27 protein-coding genes are annotated in these 24,600 nt (G+C 45.8%); 21 read left to right on the top strand and 6 right to left on the bottom strand.

The genetic code is table 11. The features are described from left to right. Positions 1-14: 14 nt before the first annotated feature. The 3 genes from rtcA to DYD62_RS01730 are packed head-to-tail and all read right to left on the bottom strand — an operon-like array spanning position 15 to position 3,107. A complete protein-coding gene (gene rtcA / locus DYD62_RS01740) occupies positions 15-1,031 on the bottom strand; it encodes an RNA 3'-terminal phosphate cyclase (protein WP_115225785.1) in 1,017 nt (338 codons plus the stop codon). Between the two features lie 17 nt (positions 1,032-1,048). Beyond that, entirely contained in the window at positions 1,049-1,852 is an 804-nt protein-coding gene (locus DYD62_RS01735) for a nucleotidyltransferase domain-containing protein (RefSeq protein ID WP_115228172.1), read from the bottom strand. 34 nt (positions 1,853-1,886) lie between these two features. Further along, positions 1,887-3,107 (bottom strand): RtcB family protein, encoded by a 1,221-nt coding sequence (locus DYD62_RS01730; protein WP_115225784.1) that lies wholly within the window; start codon positions 3,105-3,107, stop codon positions 1,887-1,889. Positions 3,108-3,411: 304 nt separating this feature from the next. Here DYD62_RS01730 and rtcR point away from each other — a divergent pair, with 304 nt between their 5' ends. The 14 genes from rtcR to DYD62_RS01655 all read left to right on the top strand — a co-directional run bounded on the left by rtcR (position 3,412) and on the right by DYD62_RS01655 (position 14,873). Continuing rightward, positions 3,412-5,010, top strand: a complete 1,599-nt coding sequence (gene rtcR, locus DYD62_RS01725) for an RNA repair transcriptional activator RtcR (protein WP_115225783.1) — start codon at positions 3,412-3,414, stop codon at positions 5,008-5,010. Between the two features lie 184 nt (positions 5,011-5,194). Then, complete coding sequence (locus DYD62_RS01720) at positions 5,195-6,412, top strand: winged helix-turn-helix domain-containing protein (protein ID WP_115225782.1); 1,218 nt, start codon at positions 5,195-5,197, stop codon at positions 6,410-6,412. Between the two features lie 526 nt (positions 6,413-6,938). Beyond that, positions 6,939-7,121: a hypothetical protein gene (locus tag DYD62_RS01715; RefSeq protein ID WP_207916271.1), complete on the top strand. Its 183-nt coding sequence runs from the start codon at positions 6,939-6,941 to the stop codon at positions 7,119-7,121. A 193-nt stretch (positions 7,122-7,314) separates the two neighbouring features. Further along, positions 7,315-7,944 carry an SMI1/KNR4 family protein gene (locus DYD62_RS01710; protein WP_115225781.1) on the top strand — a complete coding sequence of 210 codons (630 nt, stop codon included), beginning with the start codon at positions 7,315-7,317 and terminating at the stop codon, positions 7,942-7,944. A 122-nt stretch (positions 7,945-8,066) separates the two neighbouring features. After that, positions 8,067-8,435 carry an SMI1/KNR4 family protein gene (locus DYD62_RS01705; protein ID WP_115225780.1) on the top strand — a complete coding sequence of 123 codons (369 nt, stop codon included), beginning with the start codon at positions 8,067-8,069 and terminating at the stop codon, positions 8,433-8,435. A gap of 212 nt (positions 8,436-8,647) precedes the next feature. Next, positions 8,648-8,980, top strand: coding sequence for a hypothetical protein (locus DYD62_RS01700; RefSeq protein WP_132038591.1), 333 nt, complete (start codon positions 8,648-8,650; stop codon positions 8,978-8,980). A gap of 680 nt (positions 8,981-9,660) precedes the next feature. Then, positions 9,661-9,891, top strand: a complete 231-nt coding sequence (locus tag DYD62_RS01690) for a hypothetical protein (RefSeq protein WP_132038590.1) — start codon at positions 9,661-9,663, stop codon at positions 9,889-9,891. 107 nt (positions 9,892-9,998) lie between these two features. Continuing rightward, positions 9,999-10,595 carry a hypothetical protein gene (locus DYD62_RS01685; protein ID WP_115225777.1) on the top strand — a complete coding sequence of 199 codons (597 nt, stop codon included), beginning with the start codon at positions 9,999-10,001 and terminating at the stop codon, positions 10,593-10,595. 107 nt (positions 10,596-10,702) lie between these two features. Continuing rightward, positions 10,703-11,089, top strand: coding sequence for a TIR domain-containing protein (locus DYD62_RS01680; protein ID WP_115225776.1), 387 nt, complete (start codon positions 10,703-10,705; stop codon positions 11,087-11,089). Further along, positions 11,090-11,641 (top strand): RipA family octameric membrane protein, encoded by a 552-nt coding sequence (locus DYD62_RS01675; protein ID WP_115225775.1) that lies wholly within the window; start codon positions 11,090-11,092, stop codon positions 11,639-11,641. A 143-nt stretch (positions 11,642-11,784) separates the two neighbouring features. Beyond that, positions 11,785-12,648 carry a DUF4062 domain-containing protein gene (locus DYD62_RS01670; RefSeq protein WP_115225774.1) on the top strand — a complete coding sequence of 288 codons (864 nt, stop codon included), beginning with the start codon at positions 11,785-11,787 and terminating at the stop codon, positions 12,646-12,648. 100 nt (positions 12,649-12,748) lie between these two features. Beyond that, positions 12,749-13,393 carry a hypothetical protein gene (locus DYD62_RS01665; RefSeq protein ID WP_115225773.1) on the top strand — a complete coding sequence of 215 codons (645 nt, stop codon included), beginning with the start codon at positions 12,749-12,751 and terminating at the stop codon, positions 13,391-13,393. An 87-nt stretch (positions 13,394-13,480) separates the two neighbouring features. After that, complete coding sequence (locus DYD62_RS01660; RefSeq protein WP_115225772.1) at positions 13,481-14,245, top strand: hypothetical protein; 765 nt, start codon at positions 13,481-13,483, stop codon at positions 14,243-14,245. A gap of 139 nt (positions 14,246-14,384) precedes the next feature. Next, complete coding sequence (locus DYD62_RS01655; protein ID WP_115225771.1) at positions 14,385-14,873, top strand: GIY-YIG nuclease family protein; 489 nt, start codon at positions 14,385-14,387, stop codon at positions 14,871-14,873. A 602-nt stretch (positions 14,874-15,475) separates the two neighbouring features. Here the strand turns inward: DYD62_RS01655 and DYD62_RS01645 are convergent. Then, positions 15,476-16,006 (bottom strand): RipA family octameric membrane protein, encoded by a 531-nt coding sequence (locus DYD62_RS01645; RefSeq protein ID WP_207916269.1) that lies wholly within the window; start codon positions 16,004-16,006, stop codon positions 15,476-15,478. An 810-nt stretch (positions 16,007-16,816) separates the two neighbouring features. On the opposite strand from DYD62_RS01645, the gene DYD62_RS01640 reads away from it, so the two are divergent. Then, the gene (locus DYD62_RS01640; protein WP_115225768.1) at positions 16,817-17,467 is read left to right on the top strand and encodes a hypothetical protein; all 651 of its coding nucleotides are present in this window, start codon (positions 16,817-16,819) and stop codon (positions 17,465-17,467) included. 240 nt (positions 17,468-17,707) lie between these two features. Further along, complete coding sequence (locus DYD62_RS01635) at positions 17,708-18,157, top strand: hypothetical protein (RefSeq protein ID WP_115225767.1); 450 nt, start codon at positions 17,708-17,710, stop codon at positions 18,155-18,157. Between the two features lie 146 nt (positions 18,158-18,303). Here the strand turns inward: DYD62_RS01635 and DYD62_RS01630 are convergent, their stop codons facing one another. Both DYD62_RS01630 and DYD62_RS01625 read right to left on the bottom strand, forming a co-directional pair. Then, on the bottom strand, positions 18,304-19,332 hold the full coding sequence (locus DYD62_RS01630) for a phage portal protein (RefSeq protein WP_115225766.1): 1,029 nt from the start codon (positions 19,330-19,332) through the stop codon (positions 18,304-18,306). Further along, positions 19,333-21,084: a terminase ATPase subunit family protein gene (locus DYD62_RS01625; protein WP_115225765.1), complete on the bottom strand. Its 1,752-nt coding sequence runs from the start codon at positions 21,082-21,084 to the stop codon at positions 19,333-19,335. Positions 21,085-21,240: 156 nt separating this feature from the next. On the opposite strand from DYD62_RS01625, the gene DYD62_RS01620 reads away from it, so the two are divergent. The 5 genes from DYD62_RS01620 (at position 21,241) to DYD62_RS01600 (ending at position 24,598) form a co-directional block, all read left to right on the top strand. Continuing rightward, entirely contained in the window at positions 21,241-22,029 is a 789-nt protein-coding gene (locus DYD62_RS01620) for a GPO family capsid scaffolding protein (RefSeq protein WP_115228171.1), read from the top strand. A 57-nt stretch (positions 22,030-22,086) separates the two neighbouring features. After that, positions 22,087-23,178 (top strand): phage major capsid protein, P2 family, encoded by a 1,092-nt coding sequence (locus tag DYD62_RS01615; protein WP_115225764.1) that lies wholly within the window; start codon positions 22,087-22,089, stop codon positions 23,176-23,178. Continuing rightward, positions 23,175-23,834, top strand: coding sequence for a phage terminase small subunit (gene gpM / locus DYD62_RS01610; protein ID WP_207916267.1), 660 nt, complete (start codon positions 23,175-23,177; stop codon positions 23,832-23,834). Before DYD62_RS01615 ends, gpM begins: the two co-directional genes overlap by 4 nt. A gap of 90 nt (positions 23,835-23,924) precedes the next feature. Next, entirely contained in the window at positions 23,925-24,392 is a 468-nt protein-coding gene (locus DYD62_RS01605) for a head completion/stabilization protein (protein WP_115225762.1), read from the top strand. Then, entirely contained in the window at positions 24,392-24,598 is a 207-nt protein-coding gene (locus tag DYD62_RS01600; protein ID WP_115225761.1) for a tail protein X, read from the top strand. The genes DYD62_RS01605 and DYD62_RS01600 overlap by 1 nt, the downstream gene beginning before the upstream one ends. Positions 24,599-24,600 lie beyond the last annotated feature (2 nt).

Below are 24,600 nucleotides of genomic sequence, written 5' to 3'. Positions count from 1 at the left end.
GCCGCTAGATCTTGTCATATTGAAGTATTAACTCTAATTTCTATGCTCTCTTCCAAAGGCGTCTGCGTCATTTTAACCGCTAAAAAACGCTCAATTACGCCGATATTGGTCAGCAAATGGGAAGATGCTTTGGTGCAGGTGAAGCTGCCTTCACCCGCAAGCGCCATGCTCAAAAGTAATTGATCGCCAAGGTGCTCGCCCACCGCGCCTTGGCTTTCTAGATAGATTTTTGCTAGGCTGGCAGCCTGATTGCCTACTGCTTCCGCACTGGTGCCCTTCTCGCCAAAACCTGTAAAAATCTCAGAAAGATGCTCATGTACCACTTCAATCAGAACCGCATTACCGGGGCCCTGATCGTTGCTTAGAACATGAATCTCCCCTGTCACCCCTTCAATCCGCAAACTAATCTGATCAAGCTCCCGCTGGGCCACCTTGCTAGGCACACCCGCAACGAGTGCTTCGGCCTTTATCTGCTGCAAATCACCTCTATTGCTTAAGTGCAGTGCGGTCAGCGCAGAAACAGGCTTTACACTGGCCGTGATTTCCCCTCCACCAGCAGGGTAAAAACCATAACGTTTTAAAACAATATCCTGCTGCACGCCCATCTTTGCCAGCAGCGGCTGCCACACGCGGATCAGGAAATCGGCAGGTGGAGCCGCCTTATTATGCGTGCCACCACTTACCGAAACCGTGCTGGCCTGCTTTGCAAACCAAAGCGCGGGCAAGATGGTTTGCAATACCAAGGTACAGCTGCCTGCCGTGCCAATGGCAAAACGATAATCCCCGCCCTGCACCGGGCCGGGAATAAAGCGCAGGCTTTGCGAGCCCACCGCCGCGCCTTCAACACTTGCGCCACATATAGCCACCGCGGCCTCCACCGCCGTTAAATGCTGACGCAACAAGCCCGGCTTTTGCCGCTTGGCGCGAATGTTTTTAATCTTAAAGCTCTGGCCAGTGATCATGGAAAGCGTAAGCGCACTCCGCAATACCTGCCCACCGCCTTCCCCAACCGCCCCATCCAACTCAATCATTTATTTTCCTTCTTGTTTTAAGCAGCATCTGCAAGTACCGCTTTACTGAGCAAGCGATCAAGTGCAGTAAGCTGAGCAAGCGGCCTTGGGGAGCTTGTTTCTGCCACTTCCTGCGCCAGTAATTGCTCAATAAAGGCGTGAATACGTGGGAAACGAGCACCGTATTCGGCCTCGCCAGCACTCATTTTTATCGCCAATAGCTGGTTGACTTCATCTGCCAGTGCGCTCTGGTCTGCAAGCATCGCCTCGGCCAAATCAGCAAATCTCATAGGAGGCATATTTGCTCGGCTATCTATCCACAACATGGCCAACAGGGGGCGCAGCACGTAGAGATACTTTTTCATTCTGACCGTATCTCCTTGCAAATACCCTCTGAAATTCTTTTTTGCCATCGATAAATAATGCCAGCGCGCTTTTTTTGCTGAGAAATACTCGGCCTTTAAAGCCTGTAGTTCATCGCAAAACCAATCTTCCTGCCGATAAATCACAGGCGAATCCAGCCATTCAAATAGAGTGGGATTCGATTTACCCAGCAAACCCAGTGCTTTGCGCAGCTCCCAGCCACAGATATCCAGCTCATCGCTGATGGGCACTTCAATCACATCGCGCTGTTTTTCAATATTGAGATACCAGTCTAATGAGTGCACATAGATAAAACGCACATCGTAATCACTATCGGGCGAGGCAAATCCCCAGCCCCGGCTACCCGATTCACAAGCAAATAATATCTTTACCTCATGCTTTGCTTCGATCGCGCTCAATTCATCCATGATGCGCTCGCGAACGCGGGCTTTTATCGGGTGGGCGCTCAGTATTTTCATTTTAACTTCCTCATAAAATTGCCCCATCCAGTGCTTACCCCTTCACACAAACCACCTGGCGCAGGGTATGCACAATTTCTACTAGATCAGACTGAGCGGCCATTACCGCGTCGATATCTTTGTAAGCCATGGGAATCTCATCAATCACCTCTGCATCTTTGCGACATTCCACATGCGCTGTAGCGTTGATCTGGTCTTCCACCGTAAAGAGTTTTTTGGCCTTGGTTCTGCTCATAATTCGCCCGGCACCGTGGCTGCAGGAGCAAAAAGCCTCTTCATTACCAAGACCACGGACAATAAAGCTTTTGGCCCCCATCGATCCCGGAATAATCCCCAGCTGGCCTTTTTGTGCCGAAACGGCCCCTTTACGCGTTACCAGCACCTCGGCACCAAAGTGCGTTTCTTTTTGCACATAGTTATGGTGGCAATTCACCGCCTCTACATCAGCCAGAAAGGGCTTGCTGATCACTTTTCGCGCGGCCGCAATCACGTTTTGCATCATCACTGCCCGGTTACGGCGGGCAAAATCCTGCGCCCAGCCCACGGCTTCCACATAATCATCAAAGTGCTGGCTGCCTTCCTCAAAATAAGCCAGATCGCGGTGCGGCAAGTTGGCAATATGCTGGCGCATATCGGCCTGAGCCAGCTCGATAAAGTGCGTACCAATCGCATTTCCTACCCCACGGGACCCGGAGTGCAACATAAACCACACTCGGTTTTCCTCATCAAGACACACCTCGATAAAGTGGTTTCCTGTACCCAGTGTTCCCAAATGCTTGCGATTATTGGTTTTAATTAAGCGGGGATATTTATCGGTAATTTGCTTAAACCCATCAGCCAGCTCTCCCCACATGGCATCCACGGTGTCAGGTGGTGTATCCCACGATCCTTTATCTCGGCCGCTTCTGGTTGAAGTACGACCATGCGGCACGGCGGCCTCAATCGCACTGCGCAAGCCGGCCAAATTATCGGGTAAATCTCCTGCCATCAGCGTGGTTCTGGCGGCCATCATTCCGCAACCAATATCCACACCGACCGCAGCAGGAATAATGGCCCCACGGGTAGGAATCACGCTGCCGATGGTCGATCCCTTACCAAGATGCACATCGGGCATCACAGCCAGATGCTCAAAAATAAATGGCATTTTGGCGGTATTAATCAGCTGCTCACGCGCCTCATCTTCCAACGGCACGCCCTTGGTCCAGAGCTTGATTAGCGATGCGTTTTCCACATTAATCTGGCTGTAATTGCTCATTTTTTATTCTCATTTTTTGCTGCGTTCTTTCTTAACACAGCGATTTAATTAAAGTTGGCCTTGTATGATCTATAGGCTGGATGAAACCCGCGCATCTTTCAGCATTGCCTGCGAGATTTATCCGCCCTAGCTAACTATGCAAACGCTGTGCCACTACCTATAAAAACATATCAATATATCAACAACCATTTGATTTATATACAAAATAAAAATATTAAACCTCAATTTACCCATACCATCCTTAGCGAGAAATAGATAAAATATGATAAATTAAGCTAGTCATTTATATTTTTGGATAAGAAAGATGCAAAAGACCGTGGTATTTGGCTTTGTTGGCACCGTGCTGGATTATGTGGGCCGTGGCAGCCAGCGCTGGGAAAAGTGGCGCCCTACCATTGGCCTGTGCCAGCAGGAAGAGCTACTTATCCACCGGATAGAGCTACTGCACGATCTACGCAGCCGTAGCCTGTTTGAAAGGCTAAAACAAGATATCAAACAGGTTTCCCCCGAAACTGAAGTGGTTGGCATTGAAATTAACTTAAGCAATCCATGGGATTTTGAAGAGGTCTACGCCGCGCTGCATGATTTTGCCCACGGCTACCGCTTTAATACCGAGGCCGAAGACTATCTAATCCATATCACCACCGGCACACATGTGGCGCAAATTTGCTGGTTTTTGCTGGCTGAATCGCGCTATTTGCCCGCCAAGCTAATCCAAACCTCGCCAGATCGTAAAGAACAAGGCCCGGCTGGCCGCTACACCCTGATTGATCTTGATTTATCCCGCTATAACAAAATCGCCAGCCGCTTTGCCCAGCTAAAAGACGAAAGCGTTTCTTTTTTGAAATCAGGCATCGCCACACGCAACCCACGCTTTAACCGCATGATTGAGCAAATCGAAAGGGTAGCGATTCGATCTAAAGCGCCTATTTTGCTGAGCGGCCCTACAGGCGCAGGCAAATCATTTTTAGCCCGCCGTATTTATGAAATGAAAACCTCCAGGCACCAGATTAGTGGGCGTTTTGTAGAAATAAACTGTGCCACGCTGCGCGGCGATAGCGCCATGTCTACCTTATTTGGCCATGTAAAAGGCGCATTTACTGGCGCACAAAACGAGAGAGCAGGCTTGCTGCGCAGCGCCGACGGCGGCTTACTTTTTTTAGATGAAATTGGCGAGCTGGGGCTGGATGAGCAAGCCATGCTGCTGAAAGCCATCGAAGAAAAACGCTTCTTCCCCTTTGGCAGCGATAAAGAAGTCAGTAGCGATTTTCAGCTGATTGCAGGAACAGTGCGCGACCTAAAACAATGGGTCGCCACAGGCCGCTTTCGAGAAGACTTATACGCTAGGATCAATTTATGGCTCTACGAATTACCCGGCCTTGCCGATCGCAGCGAAGATCTGGAGCCCAATCTGGAATTTGAACTGCTGCGCTATGCCAAAGAGCAAGGCGAGCAAGTACGCTTTAATGCCGAAGCCAGACAAAGCTATTTAAAATTCTCCAGCAGGCCAGAGGCAAAATGGTCTGGCAATTTTCGCGAGCTATCAGCCTCTGTCACCCGCATGGCCACGCTGGCAGAAAACGGGCGTATCACCCAGGAAAACGTAAACGAAGAAATCACCCGCCTACAGCAAGCCTGGCACAACCACACCCCTAATGAATTAGACGAATTATTGGGTGGCAAAGCTAGTGAGCTCGATTTATTCGACCGCATGCAGCTGGAAAAAGTCATCCAAATCTGTAAATCATCTGATTCGTTATCTGATGCAGGCAGAAAACTATTTAATATATCCCGCCAAGAAAAAGCAAAAAGCAATGACGCAGACCGCTTAAGAAAATATCTGGCGAAATTTGAATTGGATTGGGGCAAGGTAAAAGGGAGTGGCCTGGCGGGTGGCGTTTAAATATGAGTATTGCGCACTGCATCGCTCTGCAAAAAAACCACAAGCGACGCTAGGCAACTGTTTCATAACAAACCCAGCCGGCCCAGCCGCACATATTTTTTATGCAAAATGAGCAAATACTTTGCCTGCTCATACATTCACAGTATCATCAATAGAACGTTCGTTCTAATTATATTGAGAGGCTATGGATTCATCGCTTGTTATTCAATTGCGGCGGCATGCTTTAACACGACAAGGCTTACAATCTGAAACCCATTTCGGCCATGGCCTCGCAGCTACGCTTGCGGCAATAGAGCATCTTGGCTATGTGCAAATAGACACGATTTCAATCATCGAACGGGCGCATCACCATATTCTTTGGTCACGTGTTCCAGATTATCAGCCCAGTTTTTTGAATCAGCTGCTCGAAAACCGCCAGATTTTCGAATACTGGTTTCATGCCGCCTCTTACTTACCCATGCGTGATTATCGTTTTGCCCAGCATCGCATGGCCGCAGTCAGAAACAGCACTTGGGCCAATTACCACGACATCCCCGCCAGCCTAATGAATGAAATCTTGCTAAGGGTGAGAGATGAGGGGCCGTTGCGGGTACGAAATCTGGAAAATAATAAAGGAAAAAGCGGCAGCTGGTGGGACTGGGGGCCGGGTAAACGGGCCATAGAAAAGCTGTTTCTGCAAGGCGATCTGATGATCAGCCAGCGCATCGGCATGGAAAAAGTCTACGAGCTGCGGGAGCGTATGCTGCCTGCCAACTTAGATACACGCCAGCCTGATCTGCCCGATTATGCGGGCTATCTGCTGCAAAGCTATTTACGCGCGCACAGCGTGGTGACATTCGAGCAACTCACCCATCTGCACACCGATCCAGCATTAAGAAAAATCATGCGTGAACTGCTGGATGCCCAAATAGCCAGCCATCACATTCAGGCCATTAGTCATAACATTCCCAAAGCCTACGCCGAAACCAGTGCGCTCACGCAGCCCCTATCAGCCGCGCCCTGCGTGCACCTGCTATCGCCATTTGATAACGCCATCATCCACCGCAAACGCCTAAATCAGCTATTTGGCTACGACTATAAGCTGGAATGCTATGTGCCCGCAGCCAAACGCAAATTCGGCTATTTCTGCCTGCCCATCCTCTACGGTAACCACTTTGTAGGCCGCATCGACTGTAAAGCACACCGGCAGGAACAAAGGCTGCAAATCATCAGCATGCACCTGGAATCCCCAATCAATGAGCCCGCCCTATTTACAAAAGCATTTATGCAAAAGCTAAAGCAATTTGCAATTTTTAATGCCTGCAAATACCTTGATACTCAGAATATTGAAGGTGTTTTAGCAGTCATTGAAGGCAAGATAAAAACAAGTGAATTACAAAAAGAAAGTGGAAGGACAATTTAGACGAATTACAGGGATAGATGAACCCAAGACATAGTGAGCATAAAAATGACCTACTCCTTTTACTAAGGTAATAGAGTGGGTAGATGTCACCTTGATCCCCAACAAGGCCACAGATGCATGCAAAATGAAGTTCCTGTGCAAAACGACTTTGACACACTTGATCGGTTAAAAATGTGTGTCGTAGCAATAGTCGTAGCAAAACAAGCCATCTAGCTTGAAATAAAAAATGAGCTACAACCGAAAGGCTGTAACTCATTGTTTATATTGGTCGGAATGAGAGGATTCGAACCTCCGACCCCTTGCACCCCATTCGCCAACTCAAACACTTTTAACACAATGATTACAATAGAAAAACAAAAACAATGTTCTAATAATTTTATGTTTAATTGAAGCTGATAAAGCCGCATTTTTATTGACCTAATAAACAACGTATTAGAATAATTACGCCCCAAGCAGCATGAGTAAGAAGGCTAGTTTAGGATTCACCAGGTTGTGAGTGCCTATGGGATCAGGTCTACGGCCCACCATGCTTCACGAACTAGGCTGGCGTTCAGAAGTAATTGAGCGGCAACTAGCACACGCAGAGCGAAACGAAGTGAAAGCCGCTTATAACCACGCCGAGTACATGCCAGAAAGAATAAAAATGATGCAAGAATGGGCGGACTGGATTGATGCACTGCCGCCAGCGCTGAGCGGTAATCTAAAATAAAAGGACAATGCGAAACCTTACTCAATTTATCCACCAAAACTCATCGAACATCGCCACCCCGCTTACCAATTACGCCACAATCAACCAAGGGCTAACGCTCTGTTGAAACGATTGGGTTAGACTGAGCGACAGGCCGCAATCGGCCAATAGCGGACGCTCGAAGTTTAATAGTTATCGTATCAACGAGGAAAAAATGGAAAACGCCCCTCTTAAAACGTCATGGAGAAAAATTGAAGATTGGCTGTTAGCTAATGCTCCTAAAATTCACTCTTCGTTAAATAAGCCTGCAGCAGTTGACTCAATTGATGAACTTAAAAAATTGATTGGGAGTGAGCTGCCGTTGCAATTGATTGAACTTTATGAAATCCACAACGGAATTGAGTCAGAATCCATTGCTAATTTGGTTTATGGGATGAAATTTATTTCCATTGAAGACGCAATAAATTTAGTCAACAATATTGATGCTAATTCATCACCGCTAAAGTATGCAGATTCACAAATTAAGGCAGGCTACACTTTACATAAAAAACGTTTCCCTATAGCGGATGACAATGGTACATGCATGCTGTGCATCGACCTTGACCCTTCCGAACTAGGGAAAATTGGACAAATAATATTCATTGATTACGATTGCAATGTTGCAATTAAACTCGCTGACTCATTGGAAGATTTATTTCATAATTTCCAAGAAGACCTATACTCAGAGAAGTACTCGTTTTTAGCTGAGGCACTTGAGGATAACAATGAATGGCTGAATCCAATTAGAGAAATTGACCCGGTAAATTGGTTTAACTCTCCAACGTGGGCACATATAAAAGTATGATTAAAAATCGATGTAAAATAGAATATTAATGTTCTATCCATGAGAGTCTGCTCTGGGGCGAAAACAGGCGGTAGTCGGCCAGAAGTAGGCATTTTTACTTTTGCATTTTTTGAGATTTCATTATGACGTCAGACCCGTTTCGTATTCCCTCAGACGAGGAGATTAAAAATGCAGAAGAAAAGCTTAAGTTCAAATTTCCGAATGAATATATCGCCTTTTTAAAAGGAGGTGGAAATGTGGCAAATGCGGTTTTTGATGCTGCAGTAGTATTGCCAGGTAGTGGTTATCTCGATATTTTTGAAATAGCGGATATAGCTTGGAATAAAATGGGGCTAAATAAAAAGTGGTTACCATTCATCGAGGATAACGGCGACTACTTCTGCGTTTCAGAAAATGGGGTCGTTAAATTTTGGTCACACAATGGCTGCACTGATGAAAAATGGACTACATTTTCGGCATGGTTTCAGCAAGTTTGTATTGAACGGAAGTAGTAAACATGTACTTCCGTATTGGGTCGATAGGCGATCTATGGTGAGTGAACATTAATAAATATGCAAATAAGCATCTATGATGGCGCTAATAATTTTTCTTCTGGACAGTACACGTCTGACTATAAATTAATTAACTCACATGGATTTATTTTATTATGAATATTAATATATAATTAAACCTAGTTAAAGTATAATTAGGTTTGAAAAAACGAATGACTCAAGAGGTAATTATGCTATCTTTTGTTTGTGTTGCCGTTTTTGTATTCATGTTTATTTACCTATTGAGAATTAAGTATTTGAGCTCATCTGATCTAATATCAGATTGGATTGGAGACAATAATTATACAATAGAAGACAAAAGTGATAGCTCGCGTAAAATAGATGTATTATGTTGGCCAATAAAAGCAAGAGTGGTTGCCGTTGACTCAAATAGCGAAACTTTTGAAATACTATTTTCAATAACAGTAAATGTCGGCACTCATGCAAAAGGTACAATAATTAGTGTGGAGATAAACCCATTAAAAAAGAAACTCCTCCATAAATAAATATTTTTTTATCAGGATCAACTAGCTGGCGGCGGCTGCCCAGCCTTGAGGCTGCGCCCCAGCAATTGGCAGGGCCAGCCATTCACGCGAAGGCCGCATGCGCTCATACCCACAAGACTCATAAAAACGCACCAGCGCCCTCGTTCCACCACCGTAGCAGTCTAGGTGCAGACGTTCAGCTTAAACCACTGTGCGGCAGCTTCACTTTCGTTACTGCCACTCATAAAAATGCTAGCTGAATGTCGGCAGTGGGTCGTAAGCTGCCCCTTGCACCCCATGCGTGAGGGGCTTAAATCTATCCAATACAATCAAACACTTAGAACTAGGCCCCACTGAAGGGCATCACCACAAATCGCAACAGATGATCACCCTGCCCCGCAAGAATCCCGCAGAAGGATTAATTAAACAAAGCAGCTAACACATCTATTTTCATGGCAAATTCAGGCATCCACCTTACGCTGAACTCTAAGTAATCAATCGCTAACCTGACCAAAAAGCAAAACAAAGGTGGGAATCACCGTTCAATCGGGTGTAGTATATTGGCATAAAACACTTCAGATCGCCGCCGCCCCGCAAGGGCTTTAAAGTGGACACGGCGTTTTTCATACACCCAAGGTATTGATTTTTCTGCCATTTTAGGGTTTCTATATCTTATTATGTCTAATTAAAACTGAGGCTATATGGCACTTTCTGTATTGGATTTAAAAGGTATCGCAGTATCTGGCGGTGGAATGATTTTGGACGCACGGCAATTCACAGCGCTTGATCTCAATAGTATCGCTGCTTCCGCTTCAGGCAAGAAAGCTCAAATAGTTCTAAAAAACTTGCAAGGTAAGTCGGCGCTAGACCTCAAGGGGATTGCAGCATCAGGAAATGGATGCGTAGTTTTTGACTTCACCGAACCTACATAACATGGCGCTCAACCGCAGCGCGGTTATAGTGCGGTTTTGTTTATTCAGCTTTCCGGACCGCGCACGGTTAACTCTACGTTAGATTCACCCCATAAAAAGCCACTACTATGAAAAATATTTCTTTAGTTACGCTATTTGTTATCTCCATTACGGGTTGTAGCAGTACGGGAATAATTAAACCCGTTGATAAATCCGCATCACGTACTTTAATGCTCACCAAATCTGAGACCTCAGATAAATCAATTGCAGCCCAGAAATTGGATGAGGAAGTAAACAATAAAAAATTAGAAGATGCTCTTTCAGAAGTCCTTGATTATTGCAAACCACTTTTGTCAGGATACGAAAAAGACTCTGCAGAGCAAGCTAGAAATGCCTACTGGCTATCAATGAGTGGCCTAGTTGCAGGATCTGTATTTGCTCCCGCACTAATCGCTGCTAGTGCATCAAATGGAACAGCTGTTGCAGCTCTTAGCGGTTGGGCTGGAGCGACAAATTTTGCTGGCCAAGCATTAAAAACGTCGGGACTGAGTGGCTCTACTATTGCCCAAACACGCAACGACATCATTAATGGTTTGAAAATTGAGATTGCGAATGCAACCGATGGAAGCAAGTCTTTTGAATTTCGGCGAAGTGCATTAATGAGAGCAAAAGCTGGGTGTGTCATTTATGACATTTCTGTGCCTAGCATTCCAGAGGCAAATTGAATCTAACCCGGCAGTCAACATGGGCGCGACGCTAATTGTCCGAAGGCGCAGCAGCCTTAAACTTTAGGTCGGTCTGGGTCTATTGCGCAAAAATTCAGGAGGAACATATGGCTAAGACAAAAGTATTCATCAGCTTCGACTACGACAATGACGCACGGCAGAAGGATTTGCTCGTTGGGCAGTCGAAGCACCCAGACACCGACTTTGAGTTTGCTGACTGGTCATCGAAAGAACACCTCACCGGCGACTGGAGGGCAAAGATCAAGGCGAAAATGTCGTACGTCGACGTGGTGTGCGTTCTCTGTGGCAAGAACATGTCTACCGCAACAGGTATCGCATATGAAGTCACAATAGCCCAGGAAATCGACAAGCCGTACTTCTTGCTCTCTGCCTACCAAGATGGCTGTTCTAAGCCACCTACCGCGAAAGCCAGCGACAAACTCTACAAATGGACTTGGGAGAACTTGAAGAAGCTCATCAAAGGCGATCGTTGAATGGTCTCGCCACAGGTTGATCGAGCCGGTCTGTTCAACGAGATCGCTGAGGGTACGACCTACCCGCACAATGACAAGTGGTACAGCCATCTTCTAGATCAATACAAACTCTATGTCGAGATGGCTGACCGCATCAGCCAGAGGCGCGCCACGGCCAATACCTACTTTCTCAGTTTAAATTCGGCAATCTTGGCTTTTGTCGGATATCTCTCGGTAAAGGACACTGGCGAGTACAACTGGATGCTTGCGTGCGGTGGAGTGGCGCTTTCTTGGCTCTGGCGAACTCTCATTATCTCCTACTCGAATCTCAATACCGCCAAATTCAAAGTCATTCACCAGATTGAAAAGCGACTTCCCATTAGTCCCTACGAAGCGGAGTGGGACGCGATGGAGCGTGGAACAAACCCAACTCTTTACAAACCACTTACTCACATCGAACGCAATGTTCCTCTGGTCTTCATTGCGTTGCACGTCATTGTCTTCACTCGAATGTTCCCATGGTTTTTGCTTACCGTCTTCCTCGAACTACCTTTGCCGAGTTGCGGCTGCTGAATGAGTTCAATGCTATCCACGCACGCCCAGCTGATGCCTAACCCGTCATTCCAGCTGACCCGCTGCGGCATGGCACCTCGTCTGCCTAGGCTATGCCGCAGCGGGCAGCTCAATTCCAACGTTAGAAATCATAGGAGAGTCTTGTGGCATATCAAGCAACAGTAATACCAGTGATGATCGCCTCACCAGGCGATGTATTTGAGGAACGTGAAATCGTTAGAGAGGTGGTTCATACGTGGAATTACATAAACTCCACAAGAAACGGGGTTGTTTTAATGCCAGCAGGTTGGGAAACGCACTCATCACCAGAATTAGGATCACGTGCCCAAGAGCTAATAAATAGTCGCGTACTGAAAGATTGTGACTTGTTGATTGGCGTTTTTTGGACCCGCCTTGGGACTCCTACTGGTGAAGCTAAAAGCGGAACTGTCGAAGAAATCGAAAGGCACATAGAAACAGGCAAACCTGCCATGATTTATTTCTCATCAAAACCAGTGGCGCTACAAAGTATTGATTTAACACAGTACCAAGCTCTCCAAGAATTCAAAAAAAAATGCGAAGGTTTGGGACTTGTTGAGGAATTTGAAAACACAATTGATTTCAAAGAAAAAATTAGTCGCCACCTTCAGCTGTGCATTCATCACAATCCACATATTAAAAGCCTATTCGAAAGCCGGCCAGATACTACTGAAGATGTTGATTTTGTAGCCACATACGTAGAAACAAGGAATCACGAGTTATCAGATGAGGCGCAGGTTCTATTGAAAGCAGCCTCCAAAGATACGAACGGCACAATTTTGAAAATTGCTGTTATTGGATCGCGGTTTATCCAAGCCGGCGAATCATCGTTTGGTGGTCAAGGAGGAAGAGAAAGCGCTCGTTGGGAATATGCTCTTAATGAGTTAGTTGATCGCAATTTTGTTGTTGAACGAGGTCACAAAGGTGAGGTCTTTGAGCTTACCCATGAAGGCTGGGCACTGGCAGACACACTTCCGGATGATCTCTAACCCGGCTGTCGAGAGGGACGGCCCAAAAGCTGCGCTTTTGGGTGCACTTCGCTCTTCGCGCTCCGACCACCCCACACTTCTACGTTAGGCCTCATTAATCATGTTTGCGCAAATTAAAGGTGTAGTTGATTTACTCAGATCTGGAGTTTCAGATTTTAGGAACTTCAAAACTTCAAAGGAGCGTGAAGAGGCCGTTCTCTATCTCTTGCGTGTGTATTTTCTTTTGAAGGACTGTGTAGATGATGGTGAGGAACTTGTTTCCGAAGCACAACCTAATCCTGTTGAAAAAATCACTGGAATGGATGCGCCATCGGCGCTAGCGACCATTGGGAGATGGGATGCCACAATTCGGAAACAAGGCTCACGGCTATACAAGTTACAAAGTGGCCTTCTTGGCCAAGATTACATTGCCGTAATAAATCCGACATTACAGAAGCGTCTAAGTGAGGCCATAGGGTACAAGATGGATCGCACCATCACGTTGCACGGCATAGGCTCCGCCCTCTTTTTCAAGAATATGTTTCCTATTGCAAATACAAATGAAGAAAAAGCACGGTACATTTCCGTGATGGCAGGAGAAGAAGAAGATAGCCTAAATATGATCCGTATCGGCTCTGAAATTGAAAGCCTTCGAGAGTCACTAAATCAATACCGCTCAGTTGTCGAACGAATGGTTTCAAATGCCGAATTACTACAACTTTCAACACGTGCCAGACAAGAAACTCAATTTCCCGATGAGGCCTAACCCATCATTCAACACTGACTGGCGCGATAATACCGCGACAACCGGTTAATTCAAACGTTATGTCTGACAGAAGAGTGGACTTAGTAAATGAGCTTATTTGCAAAGCTGATTAAATTCCGAAAAAAAATCAGGGAAAATCGAACGAGGGTTATTGACACAATAGTCAAAGATCACTCGGCTCAAATATGTATATTTTGTGGTGAAACTAAAAATCTGACTAGGGAGCATGTAATTCCTCAATGGGTTTATAATCGCTGTACAAAGAGCACTTTCATTACAACCACTAATGGTAACGCACAAACCTACAATACAACTACAGTTCCTGCCTGCAAGGACTGCAACTCTAATATTTTAGGTTCTCTTGAAAGGCATCTTAAGCACGAGTTTGATAGAGTCAATGTTAAAAACGAAGGTTTTTCTTTGGAAACATTGGAACTTATTATTCTTTGGCTTGAGAGTTTGGAGTATAAATTTCAAATCCTGGACTTGCGTAGAAATTTAAACAGAGTAAAAGACGCTGAATATATTCCTTACATTGGAAAACTACCTATTTCAATGTTTCAAGGGCCAATAGATACAAGTCCAGCAAAAGTGTTTTCAAACTTACGCTCTGCTTTAAGAGTTCTTAGTGTTAAATCAAAAGTCCAAAGGTTAAACTCGCTGTGCGTTCTTTTTACAAATAATCAAGATTTCCATTTTTTTCACTCAACAAATAATTATATATTTATTGAATTGGCAAAATTTAATATAGCATTCTTCTATTTCTATAAAATGGACTTCGAAAGCAATGAAAGTGCAATCTCAAAGGCTCAGGATATAGTTAAGAATGAGTACTATGGGAAAAACACATAACAAATCACTCAAGCACCGAAAACTTCGTGTGCTGGATAGTTTTTAAGTCGCAGTTTTGTGGTTTTACTCCGAAAAAGTATTCAACAAAACTGCAAATTTATAAATACCGCTCAACGCGGCATTATTAGGTCTACTAGATATGCCCGTCTACTTTGTGTCAGATGATTTACGCAACCAAGTAAAGATTGGACGCAGCACCGATGTAAAGCGTCGCGTAAAAACACTGCAAACAGGCAACCCCTCAGCATTAAAGCTAATGGGCTGGATCAATACCGCTAACGATGCTTCTATGGAAAGCGAGCTTCATGAGCACTACAAAGGCCTCCGCGGGATTGGTGAGTGGTTCTCCATCGGTCCCACCGAGGTGCTCAACGAACTAAAAAGACATTACGGGTTCGTACCAAAACCGACCGACTCGTTTGAGATAATCGGCTTTGACAGGGATGGTATTCCGGAATACCTAGGAGTCTGCGAATGGGGAGACTTTGAAATCTATGAATGCTGTCCGTTCTGCGGCTGTTTCTGTGGAATGCATTTCCAAGACGCAAGCTCAATGCATCACTGTATTAACTGTGACACGCTGATCAACTTCGACGAGCTACACCCTCCTCAAGACTGGAACGAATGAACTCGTCAAGCTCGGAAAACATTGGTGAACGGCAAGCTTGATTGGTGCCAGAATATCTGGGCAGATATGTAACACTTAAAGAGGTGCCTTATTTATGTCAAGCACAGAAAGTCCTGACTGATTGCTCAAGCTGACGCCAAAAGCTGTACTTTCAACCTGAAGGGTTATGATTTGCATTTGACATAGATGAAATCAATTCAACCGACTTTGCAGACCACTGTAGATTTTATTCCATGCAAAATATAAGACTTGGCCCCTTGCTTTGTAATTAGAAAACTTAAAAAACCATTAAATATTTCTATTTAACAAGCTCGTAGGTAATACTCCTCCCACATGGTGGATACATAGACGTCGAGTCTCTTTCAATATATTTAGCAATAATATTTCCTTCCGGATCCATCTGATCATACATAGTAAGATCGGTATCCTGCCCTTTCCTTTGCTCCCATTTCGTTCCCGTTTGCACAAGAGTATGATCCACTGGAATATTAAATTTATTTCTTAACGCTTCACACATACATTTCCCTTTGTTTACTATTACATAAAAATAAAAAATTAGAATAAACTGATCATAACTTGACATTACTCAAAGACAAATCATATTACTGGCCTATAAATAAAAATCCTTTAATCACATCAAAAATCAGGGGGAATTTTCCAAAATCAAGTGTATGCAAGGTAAGTAACACCCAGCTAAACAACAAAACAACGCTGACTTTAATTGGTGCTCTACTGACAGAAAATGAACTAAGAATAAGAAAATTAGTCATTCTCTCCCCCCGATTTTTTCTAAGTCTTGACTCAACTTTTTGATATACATCATCGGTTGATACTGCAAACAAATCAAAAAATTCAGGTTTACTCTCTTCGCTATACTCTTTAAGTTTTCCTTCGTAAAACTCTAACCTACTTTCCCACCACTCCTGCCAATATTTAGCGCCAGAAGCCATTTGCATTTGATAAAATGAAACAAGAACACCTGCAAAACAAATAATAAATTCAAGAATAGGTTTACTATTTTGATCTTGCAATGCAGCAGCAAGTAGCACACCCTGAAACAGCATGAAAAAGTTATTACGTTGTGTTAATTTATTTATTTCAAAATTTCTAGTTTCAATACAAATTTTATACACAGATTTAATTGACTAATACCGTTTATCTTTTTCCAAACATCCAGGTAAATATTTCTCTTCCATTTAAATGGTCCTTTGATTTCTAACCAAGAGGTAATGTCTAAGCCATTTATTAAATCTTGCGTATCTTTGCCCAATGCTAGCTACCAGCAGGAAAATTCAACACGGGAGCATAAATGACGTAAGAATTTTGAAATAAATAAAATAATTCGCACTCTACTCACTGACATTAAACTCGTCATCTTATTTTTTCTTACGTTTGCTCAAAAGATTAGGTAATAAGTAAATTTTCAACTAAGACATTCATCCGGCTATATCAACACCAGCCCTTGCAAGAACCAGCAACAAATCCGCAAATAACGCAGGGTTTCAGAGTGGGATTTTCTACCGCTCAGAGCCATATCTGACGTGGCTTCGAGATGCATCATGCAGGTGCATAAAAAATAATGGGTTAAGTGGGCAGGCGTGGCGGGGTCATGAGGGCGCGCGCTGGGTGTTAACCTCAAAATCAACCATCAAAAACATACATAGAAGACTTGTATCAGCTCATAGATACATAGACCTACTGAACAATACTTAGGATGCACTTAGACCAAGGCTTCTTATGTTACAATTCCTTTCGCTATAATTTCAGCCAAGCTCATCTAGTAAGCATAGGTAAAAGAGTCCCTTAGGTGTGTGTACTATCTGCCATAAACACATCCATATGATTGAATATAAATAGAAAATTATAATTGCATAGTTAGTTATGCACATAATCAAAACAGATATACACCTGAATAGGTGTATATCTCACGTTAGCTAAAATATATGAAACTTATAGACAAATTAACCCAAGGATTGCCTAAAAAGCATAAACCTAAAAGAGCTGTAAAAGGTCTTGTTGCAAGAAATTTCTATATTGATGGCAACCTTTTTATAGAAAAATTTGATCAAGTTAAAAATACTGAATCAATGCAGATGAGAAACTTTAGAGCTAAAGCAATTGTTGATTTAACTATGTCAATTGAATGCTCATTAAAATCAATAATATTATCTCTTAGTAAAGATAACGAATTGCCTTCTGATGCATATAAAAAAGCTAGAAAATGCTCTCACAATCTCGACAAACTTTACGCTGAAGCTATATTAAGAGCTAAAAATAGATTTTTATTTCCTCCTAAAAAGCAAGCACTTTTTGATGATCTAAAAAGCCTAGGCGTAGGTTCAAGATACTCATATGAAATTTGGTCTCTTCAATTTAATAGTCAAGCAGGAACAATCTTTCTTGGAGAAAATATTATTTCTAGAACAATTGATGATATTAAATGGGCAAATAATTTAAGAGACGTAGCAGTGCTTTTAAATAACATATCAAATAATTGCTATTATAAATTTTTATCAAAACATTGCACATTATATGGAAATAAAAATAACACTTACGAAAAACATTTAAACTTATTTCTAGATGAAATTAAATAGCTAACAAATCATTCAACCGGACATTTTACCAGCTGCGCTGGTAAAATTCCCTCCACTGACGTTCCGGTGCCGGTTAATTCTAACGTTAGGCATCGCAGACATGCCCAGCCATGAGCAATATCACTTTGCGGTGCGTACAGAATGAAAGCGGAAAGGTAAACTGTGAAAGGTAAAATGCCCCCCTCAGTCGAGAGGGACTGCGCAAAAACGCGCAGCCCCTCACTTTTACGTTAGGCTCGTATGGATGAAAAGCTCTCTATTCAAATCTGGGTATGGTACCTCGCGGACGAGTTCAAACCTGTTTTGGAGCTATGTGTCTTATGTCAAGCACTTGAGTTTTTGTCTTTGGAAGCAGTGGAACAAAGTTCAACAATCGCATATTGCCCTGCCTGCGAAGTCTGGTCTGACATGATGCTGCCGTTGAATAATTTTCTAGAAAATTTCCCGGAAAGACTTACCCAGGAAATGCGAATAAAAATCGAACGCCTCTGGAATATCTGCAACGAGCTTAGCGAAGTCGCATTTCATTGTGATGATTATGAAATATTTCACAACCAAGAATGGAATCAGGTTAGATCTGAAGCTCGCGAAATATTGAGCGTTGTTGATTGGCAAAATGTTAAGAACGATGCAGATGATCTAATGCTGAAATGTCGAATGTCTTTATATCCTTACATGTATAAACATTAGGCAGGTTGCTGAATATGGGCACCAAAGCCTAAGACAAAACGCATCAAAAAAATATTTAAAAAGTCTGTTTTGATCAGCAAACAGGCTCTATTGCTTCCTCAATTAGTCTTAATTAAATCAGCCCCATTTATTGGGGCTGATTTGATTTACTCTGCCGTAACTGAATACGTTTTAAACCGGATCACCTCCACCCCCAGCCAATCATTTAACTCCTTCATCCGCTCTTGTAATGGCTCAATCTCGTTATACGCAAACACGGTCGCCGCTTTCTCTACGTCACCTAAGCCGCCGGTGTTGTTGGGGATGATGCCCATCAGTTGCGCGGGTACGCGGTGGGCGCTCAGTTGGTCGTCGCGGGTTACGTTTTTGATGTTCCAGAAGTCATCCTTTGCCGCCACTTCTGAGATGGGCAGGATTTGCATGCCGTCTTTCTTACCGCCAGGCGCGTACACCATCAGATTTTTGAAATTGCCAGGGCCTTTGCTGCCTTGTAATGCAGTGCGCAGATCATCGATATAGCTTTCGTTTTGCGCGGCGTCGGTCATGTACAGGATAAAACCGGCGTGGCTGCCGTTGGCAAAGTAGCGGCGGCGAAACAGCGTGGCGGATTCATTCAGCCAGGTAGAATTGAGCGCCGACAGGTATTCAGGCAGGCCGTAAATCTCCTGATTAATATCTGGCTCTAATAAATGGAAGATGGCCCCTTGCTGAAACTGGTGCTCGTTGGCGTAATCAAGGATCTGAAAGTATTGCTCTTCTTTCATCCCCACCCGCATATATTTAGCCAGCGCATGCTTCAGGCCCAGCACCTTACCGGTGCGGCTGGTGATCTTTTCTAAATAGGCGTTGCCAAAAATCAGGTAATCCAGCGCAAACTTTGAGAACTCAGACCGGCTTAACAGCGGGTGCGGGATAAAGGTTTTTAACAGGATATTGCGCTTTACCTGTAAGGGGCTGGAATGGTGAACGGTGGCGCGGTAAGTTTTAGCCAGGCCATCAAACGACATCGGCGGCTCGTACCATTTGCCATTGTTTACGCACTCTAAGAAGTCCAGCAGCTCGCGGCGATCGAGCACGGCGGAAGGCTCGCCAAAGGTGAAGGCCACAGATTGATCGGGCGCTTTTGCTTCTGGCGTTAAGGTTGCTTTTGCTTGGTAAAAAGATTGTTTTTTCATTTAATAGATCGCCATAAAGCCGGAATTAGTGGAAGTCGAGCCTTCTAACGGCTCATTGAGTAGCGCGTGCATACATGCCCAAGCAAGGTCGGCGTGGCTCAGCTCTTCGGAACGGCTGGCCGAATAAGTGACATGCCGCCCGCTGGCGGTCATGGTTTTTTGAATTGCCATAAATGCGGCCGCAAGATCCGTCCAGCCCGCGTCAAACTCCAGGCGCCCATTGCGGATCACGTCTTGCGCCTTCATGACTAAGCGCCCTTTCATCTCCACGCTGTAATTGATGGCTCTCGCCGCTGGGTAGAACTGTTTAACCAGTTGATAAACGCCCTGCCCGATGCCGGTCGTATCAATGCCGATATAGGCCACGTTGTATTGGCTGCAGATATCCTTAATCCCTTGGGCCTGCGCGGCAAAATCCATGCCTTTCCATTGCCGTTTCTCCAGCACGCGAAACTTGCCGCCAGGCACCAGCGGCGGGGCCAGTACGATCAAGCCCGCGCTGTCCCCGGATAAGGCCGGATCGTAGCCAATCCACACAGGCCAGTAGCCAAAGGGGCGCGGGGCAATCGCCTTAAAGTCTTCCCACTTCTCCCAGCTATCCACCATGCACTTTTGCAATTCAGATAAGGGAAAAATACTGGCGCTATCGTCGATAAACTCGCACATCAGCAAGTTTTGATAATCGTTTGGGTTGTATCGTTTTTTAATCTTGTCCAGATCGAACAGATTGCAACCGCCTTCAATCGCGTCTTCAATCGTGACCACTTGCCGCCACTGATCGTCCTCACAGAGGCGGCCTTTAGCGAGGCTGGCGGGTTTTACATCGAGCTGAATGCGATCAGCTTTGGCGCGGCCTTTATTGAAGGCGTCACCCGACCAGAATGGGTAAGCATCGTGATTCAGGCTGGAAGGTGTCGAGAAATAGGTTTGCCGCCAGTGCGAATGCAAGGCCATACCCGAGGCGACTTTTTGGAGTTCCTGAAAGCGCGGAATCCAGAAATACTCATCCACGTATAGATTGCCGGTGTAGCTCTGCGCGGTGCGGGCATTGGTGCCCAGAAAGTGCAGTGTTGCGCCGTTTGGTAAGACGATGGGATCGCCTTTTAGCTCTAAATCGGCGGCGTCTTTGGCAAAGGCGATGATGTATTGCTTGAACACATGGGCCTGCGCCTTGCTGGCACTTAAAAAGATCTGATTGCGGCCCGTGGTCATCGCATCGAATAAAGCCTCCCGGGCGAAGTACCAGGTTGCGCCAATCTGCCGGGATTTTAAGACATTGCGAAAGCTATGTTTCTTGCCTGCCTCAAACCAGCCGTGCTGATAGGCAAACAAAGAATCCATAAAGGCGTCTTTGATTAAATCGACGTGCTCATCGTTAAAATCGTTCTTTGTGGCCTTCTTGCGCTCTGCCTTGTTGCGGCTGGCAATGTTCGGGTTTAAATCAGCTTCATTCCCCCCGCCGTTGTATTTATTGATCCGTGCGACTCTTTCCATTTGCCGCGAGAGCAAATCAATTTCTTTAAAGTCGATCCCTTCTTTTTTGTCCTTATTCAAAAGAAAGATATAGCGCGATTCCAGCGACTCTTCGACGCGCTCAATCAGCTTCTTTTTGTCCCATTCATCGCGCCGTTTCCAGCTATGCACCGTGGCGGGTTTTTCGCCTAATGATTCCGCAATCCGTGAAATACGCCAGCCCGACCAATACAGGTGGCGGGCCTCTATACGCGGGTCTTTGCTGTTTATATTTTCCATAGCCAAAGGCTAAGGCAATCAAAGACGGCTGTATTTTGTTGGCTTTTGTGGCTTGGCGATTCACACCGAAAGCAAATTGATGACCCTTTCTTTTGTGGCGATAGTGGGTGCCTTCAGGAATTAACCCCGCTATTCAATCAAATCGCAGAAGGGTCTATGGACAAAAAATTTAAATCATTTCGGGTCGCTACCGAAGGCGCAACCACCGATGGCCGCACCATTACCCGTGCATGGCTCAGCCAGATGGCAAAGAACTACAACCCGGCCACCTTTGGGGCGCGGGTGAATATGGAGCATATCCGGGGCATTTACCCGGACAGCGCCTTTAAATCTTACGGCGATGTGGTGGCACTGGAAGCCAAAGAAATCGACGGCAAGATGGCCCTGTTTGCCACGATTGACCCCACGCCCGAACTGGTGGCGATGAATCAGAACCGCCAGAAGGTTTACACCTCCATCGAGTGTGACCCCGACTTTGCAGGCACCGGGGAAGCCTACTTAACCGGCTTAGCCGTCACCGATAACCCCGCCAGCTTGGGTACATCCATGCTGCAATTCTCAGCCTCAGTCGGCGGTGCCAGCCCGCTGATGGCCCGTAAAACCAATAAAAACTGTTTATTTACCAATGCCATCGAGTTTGCACTCGAAGAAGAAGGAACGCAGGCCGTGTCGATGCTGGAATCTGTAAAGAATATTTTTTCTAAAAAAGCAGAAAAAGAAAACCTGCAATTTGCGGATATCCAGCAAGCCCTGGAAGCCATCGCCGAGCAAACCGCAGAAAACAATGATGGCTTTCGCACCATGGCAAGCCGCATCGATGAATTGAAAAACGAAATGGCCGAATTACGCGAATTCAAATCGAAGATTGAAAACGAGCCAGCGCATTTTTCAGGCCAACGCGACAAAGCCACCGGCGGCGCGGTGTCTTTAGAAACCGACTGCTGATGCACCCATACCCCGCCATTCCATAAAAACAATTCAAAACCAGAATAAGGAAACACCATGCGCAATGAAACGCGAATTGCCTATAACGCTTTTGAAAAGAAAGTCGCGCTATTAAATAATGTTCCCGATGCGAATAAAACCTTTACGGTTGATCCATCCATCCAGCAAAAGCTGGAAACCCGCGTGCAAATGTCGAGCACCTTCCTTAGCAAGATCAATATGCCTTCCGTCAAAGAAATGGAAGGCGAAAAGCTGGGGCTGGGCGTGACCGGCACCATTGCAGGCCGCACCAATACCAAAAAGGGACCGCGCAAGCCACGCGATGTATCCGATTTAAGCTCTGGCCGCTATCGCTGTGTAAAGACCAACTTTGATACCGGCATCAGCTACGCAAAGCTGGATATGTGGGCCAAGTTCCCAAACTTTCAGACCAAAATCCGCGATGTGATCGTCCACCAGCAAGCGCTTGATCGAATCATGATTGGCTTTAATGGTGTATCCGTGGCCGAAGATACCGACCGCGAAAAATACCCGTTGCTGCAAGACGTAAACAAAGGCTGGCTGCAGCAGTACCGCGAAAACGCCCCAATTAATGTAATGACAGAAAGTAAGCCAGGCTCCGGCAAAATTATTGTGGGTAAAACCAAGGTCAAGGGTGAAGACGACGTTACCTGGAAGACTGAAAAAGGTGATTACAGCAATGTCGATGCGCTGGTGTTTGATGCAGTAAATAGCCTGATTCACCCCGAGTACCGCGAAAATCCCAATTTAGTGGTGATCGTTTCCAGCGAATTACTAGCCGATAAATACTTCCCAAAAATCAATGGCGAGCACGCCCCGACAGAAGAAATGGCGCTGGATATGCTGATTAGCCAAAAGCGCATTGGCGGCAAAACCGCCGTCACGGTGCCTTTCTTCCCAAAAGACAAAATGCTGATTCTGCCGCTGGCTAATTTGTCGCTGTACTGGCAAGAGGGAGGCCGCCGCCGTCATGTACGCGAAGAGCCGGACTATGACCAGATTGCGGATTACGAAAGCGCAAACGACGCTTATGTGATTGAAGCGTATGAAGCGGGCTGCCTGATTGAAAACATCGAGCTACTGCCCGAAGAGCGCACAGAAGAAAAACCCGCAGAGGCAGGAAAGTGAGTCCCGCAAAAGCCCACTTGTTGCGCATGACGGCGGCTCAGCGCTCAAAAGAGAGCGGTTCGGGTGCCCATGTGAATGCAAGCGGCTACGCGCTGATGTTGCATAAGCTCGCGGGCGACAAGCGACGGCTTAAGCAGATCCAGTCCCTTAGCCGCAAGATCGATGCCAAGCGCGAAATGCTGCCCGATTACGCGCCATGGATCAGCGGCGCTTTATCCGCCCAAGGTGGCGGGCAAGATGAAGTGCTGATGACTGTCATGGTGTGGATGATCGACACCGGCAACTTCACCGACGCGCTGCCCATTGTGCGCTATGCGATCAAGCATAAATTGTTTCTGCCGGATCAGTACCAGCGCACCTTGGCGTGTTTGGTTGTCGAGGAAATGGCCGATACCGCGATGAATGGCCGGGCATTGGGCGAAGTCATCGATGTAGCCGGGCTGCAAGAGATTGCCGAAATCACCCAGGCCGAAGATATGCCCGACCAGGTGAAGGCCAAGCTGTTTAAGGCCATTGCCTACGGCTTATCTGAGCAAGACAAACCGGCGGCGGTGGACTACTTCCAGCAAGCCCTCGCGCTTCACGATAAATGCGGCGTTAAAAAGGATCTGGAAAAACTCCAGCGCGAGATCAAGAACATGGCCGCTGAAAAGTAGCCGACCGAGCGTACCCCGCAGCAAGAGGCAGGGGGAGGCGAAGCCTTTTAAGGTTCTTTCAAATCCCCCTCCACCTCTTAAGGACAGATCATGGGATTTATTGCAGCACAAAAAAGCGGCGAAAGCTTAGAGCCGCTGATTAAAAACAGCGGTTTCTGGCCAGATATCGATATGGCCGACGCAAGCTTAGCTTTACGCATCGATGGCACCGTTACCGAGCCAAGGCTAAGAATGGCGCTGATTGCGGCGATGGCCAGCGCCAATCAAGACCTACGCAAATTTAAAGCCAAACATCTGGCCGATGGCATCCAGAACTTAGCCGAAGTCGAAAGCGAAACACTGGATTGTCAGAGCGTATTAGTCAGCCATTACATCCGTGCCGTGTACTGCTTAGCCAGGGCAAACCTGATCGAGCGCTACCGCGATTTTGATAGCACCGGCGACGGGCACGATAAGGCAGACAAATTGCTTGACCCTATCGAAGACCTACGCCGCGACGCACGTTGGGCTATTCGGGACTTACTCGGATCAAACCGCGCCAGTGTTGAGCTGATCTGATGCAAGTCGTGGCCAAGCAAGGCGACACGCTGGACGATATTTGCTGGCGTATTTACGGCAAAACCGCAGGCGTAACCGAAGCAGCGCTGGCCGCTAATCACCGGCTGGCCGACTTGGGGCCACTGATTCCCATGGGAACCCTGATCGATCTGCCCGACGCCATCCCGCCCGAATCCAAAAAAACCATTATTCAACTATGGGACTAAAC

The sequence above is a fragment of the Iodobacter fluviatilis genome (assembly GCF_900451195.1).
Lineage (GTDB): Bacteria > Pseudomonadota > Gammaproteobacteria > Burkholderiales > Chitinibacteraceae > Iodobacter > Iodobacter fluviatilis.
Note: the sequence above shows the minus strand (reverse complement) of the source record. Positions and strands in the feature narration are given on the sequence as shown.

Coding starts and splice junctions, on each gene's coding strand:
- DYD62_RS01735 (WP_115228172.1), bottom strand. CDS start 1,852: ATGAAAATACTGAGCGCCCACCCGATAAAAGCCCGCGTTCGCGAGCGC.
- DYD62_RS01660 (WP_115225772.1), top strand. CDS start 13,481: ATGAGCTTATTTGCAAAGCTGATTAAATTCCGAAAAAAAATCAGGGAA.
- DYD62_RS01690 (WP_132038590.1), top strand. CDS start 9,661: ATGGCACTTTCTGTATTGGATTTAAAAGGTATCGCAGTATCTGGCGGT.
- DYD62_RS01685 (WP_115225777.1), top strand. CDS start 9,999: ATGAAAAATATTTCTTTAGTTACGCTATTTGTTATCTCCATTACGGGT.
- DYD62_RS01700 (WP_132038591.1), top strand. CDS start 8,648: ATGACTCAAGAGGTAATTATGCTATCTTTTGTTTGTGTTGCCGTTTTT.
- DYD62_RS01665 (WP_115225773.1), top strand. CDS start 12,749: ATGTTTGCGCAAATTAAAGGTGTAGTTGATTTACTCAGATCTGGAGTT.
- rtcR (WP_115225783.1), top strand. CDS start 3,412: ATGCAAAAGACCGTGGTATTTGGCTTTGTTGGCACCGTGCTGGATTAT.
- DYD62_RS01635 (WP_115225767.1), top strand. CDS start 17,708: ATGGATGAAAAGCTCTCTATTCAAATCTGGGTATGGTACCTCGCGGAC.
- rtcA (WP_115225785.1), bottom strand. CDS start 1,031: ATGATTGAGTTGGATGGGGCGGTTGGGGAAGGCGGTGGGCAGGTATTG.
- DYD62_RS01625 (WP_115225765.1), bottom strand. CDS start 21,084: ATGGAAAATATAAACAGCAAAGACCCGCGTATAGAGGCCCGCCACCTG.
- DYD62_RS01715 (WP_207916271.1), top strand. CDS start 6,939: ATGCTTCACGAACTAGGCTGGCGTTCAGAAGTAATTGAGCGGCAACTA.
- DYD62_RS01640 (WP_115225768.1), top strand. CDS start 16,817: ATGAAACTTATAGACAAATTAACCCAAGGATTGCCTAAAAAGCATAAA.
- DYD62_RS01630 (WP_115225766.1), bottom strand. CDS start 19,332: ATGAAAAAACAATCTTTTTACCAAGCAAAAGCAACCTTAACGCCAGAA.
- DYD62_RS01605 (WP_115225762.1), top strand. CDS start 23,925: ATGGGATTTATTGCAGCACAAAAAAGCGGCGAAAGCTTAGAGCCGCTG.
- DYD62_RS01675 (WP_115225775.1), top strand. CDS start 11,090: ATGGTCTCGCCACAGGTTGATCGAGCCGGTCTGTTCAACGAGATCGCT.
- DYD62_RS01680 (WP_115225776.1), top strand. CDS start 10,703: ATGGCTAAGACAAAAGTATTCATCAGCTTCGACTACGACAATGACGCA.
- DYD62_RS01620 (WP_115228171.1), top strand. CDS start 21,241: ATGGACAAAAAATTTAAATCATTTCGGGTCGCTACCGAAGGCGCAACC.
- DYD62_RS01720 (WP_115225782.1), top strand. CDS start 5,195: ATGGATTCATCGCTTGTTATTCAATTGCGGCGGCATGCTTTAACACGA.
- DYD62_RS01710 (WP_115225781.1), top strand. CDS start 7,315: ATGGAAAACGCCCCTCTTAAAACGTCATGGAGAAAAATTGAAGATTGG.
- DYD62_RS01600 (WP_115225761.1), top strand. CDS start 24,392: ATGCAAGTCGTGGCCAAGCAAGGCGACACGCTGGACGATATTTGCTGG.
- DYD62_RS01615 (WP_115225764.1), top strand. CDS start 22,087: ATGCGCAATGAAACGCGAATTGCCTATAACGCTTTTGAAAAGAAAGTC.
- DYD62_RS01705 (WP_115225780.1), top strand. CDS start 8,067: ATGACGTCAGACCCGTTTCGTATTCCCTCAGACGAGGAGATTAAAAAT.
- DYD62_RS01730 (WP_115225784.1), bottom strand. CDS start 3,107: ATGAGCAATTACAGCCAGATTAATGTGGAAAACGCATCGCTAATCAAG.
- DYD62_RS01655 (WP_115225771.1), top strand. CDS start 14,385: ATGCCCGTCTACTTTGTGTCAGATGATTTACGCAACCAAGTAAAGATT.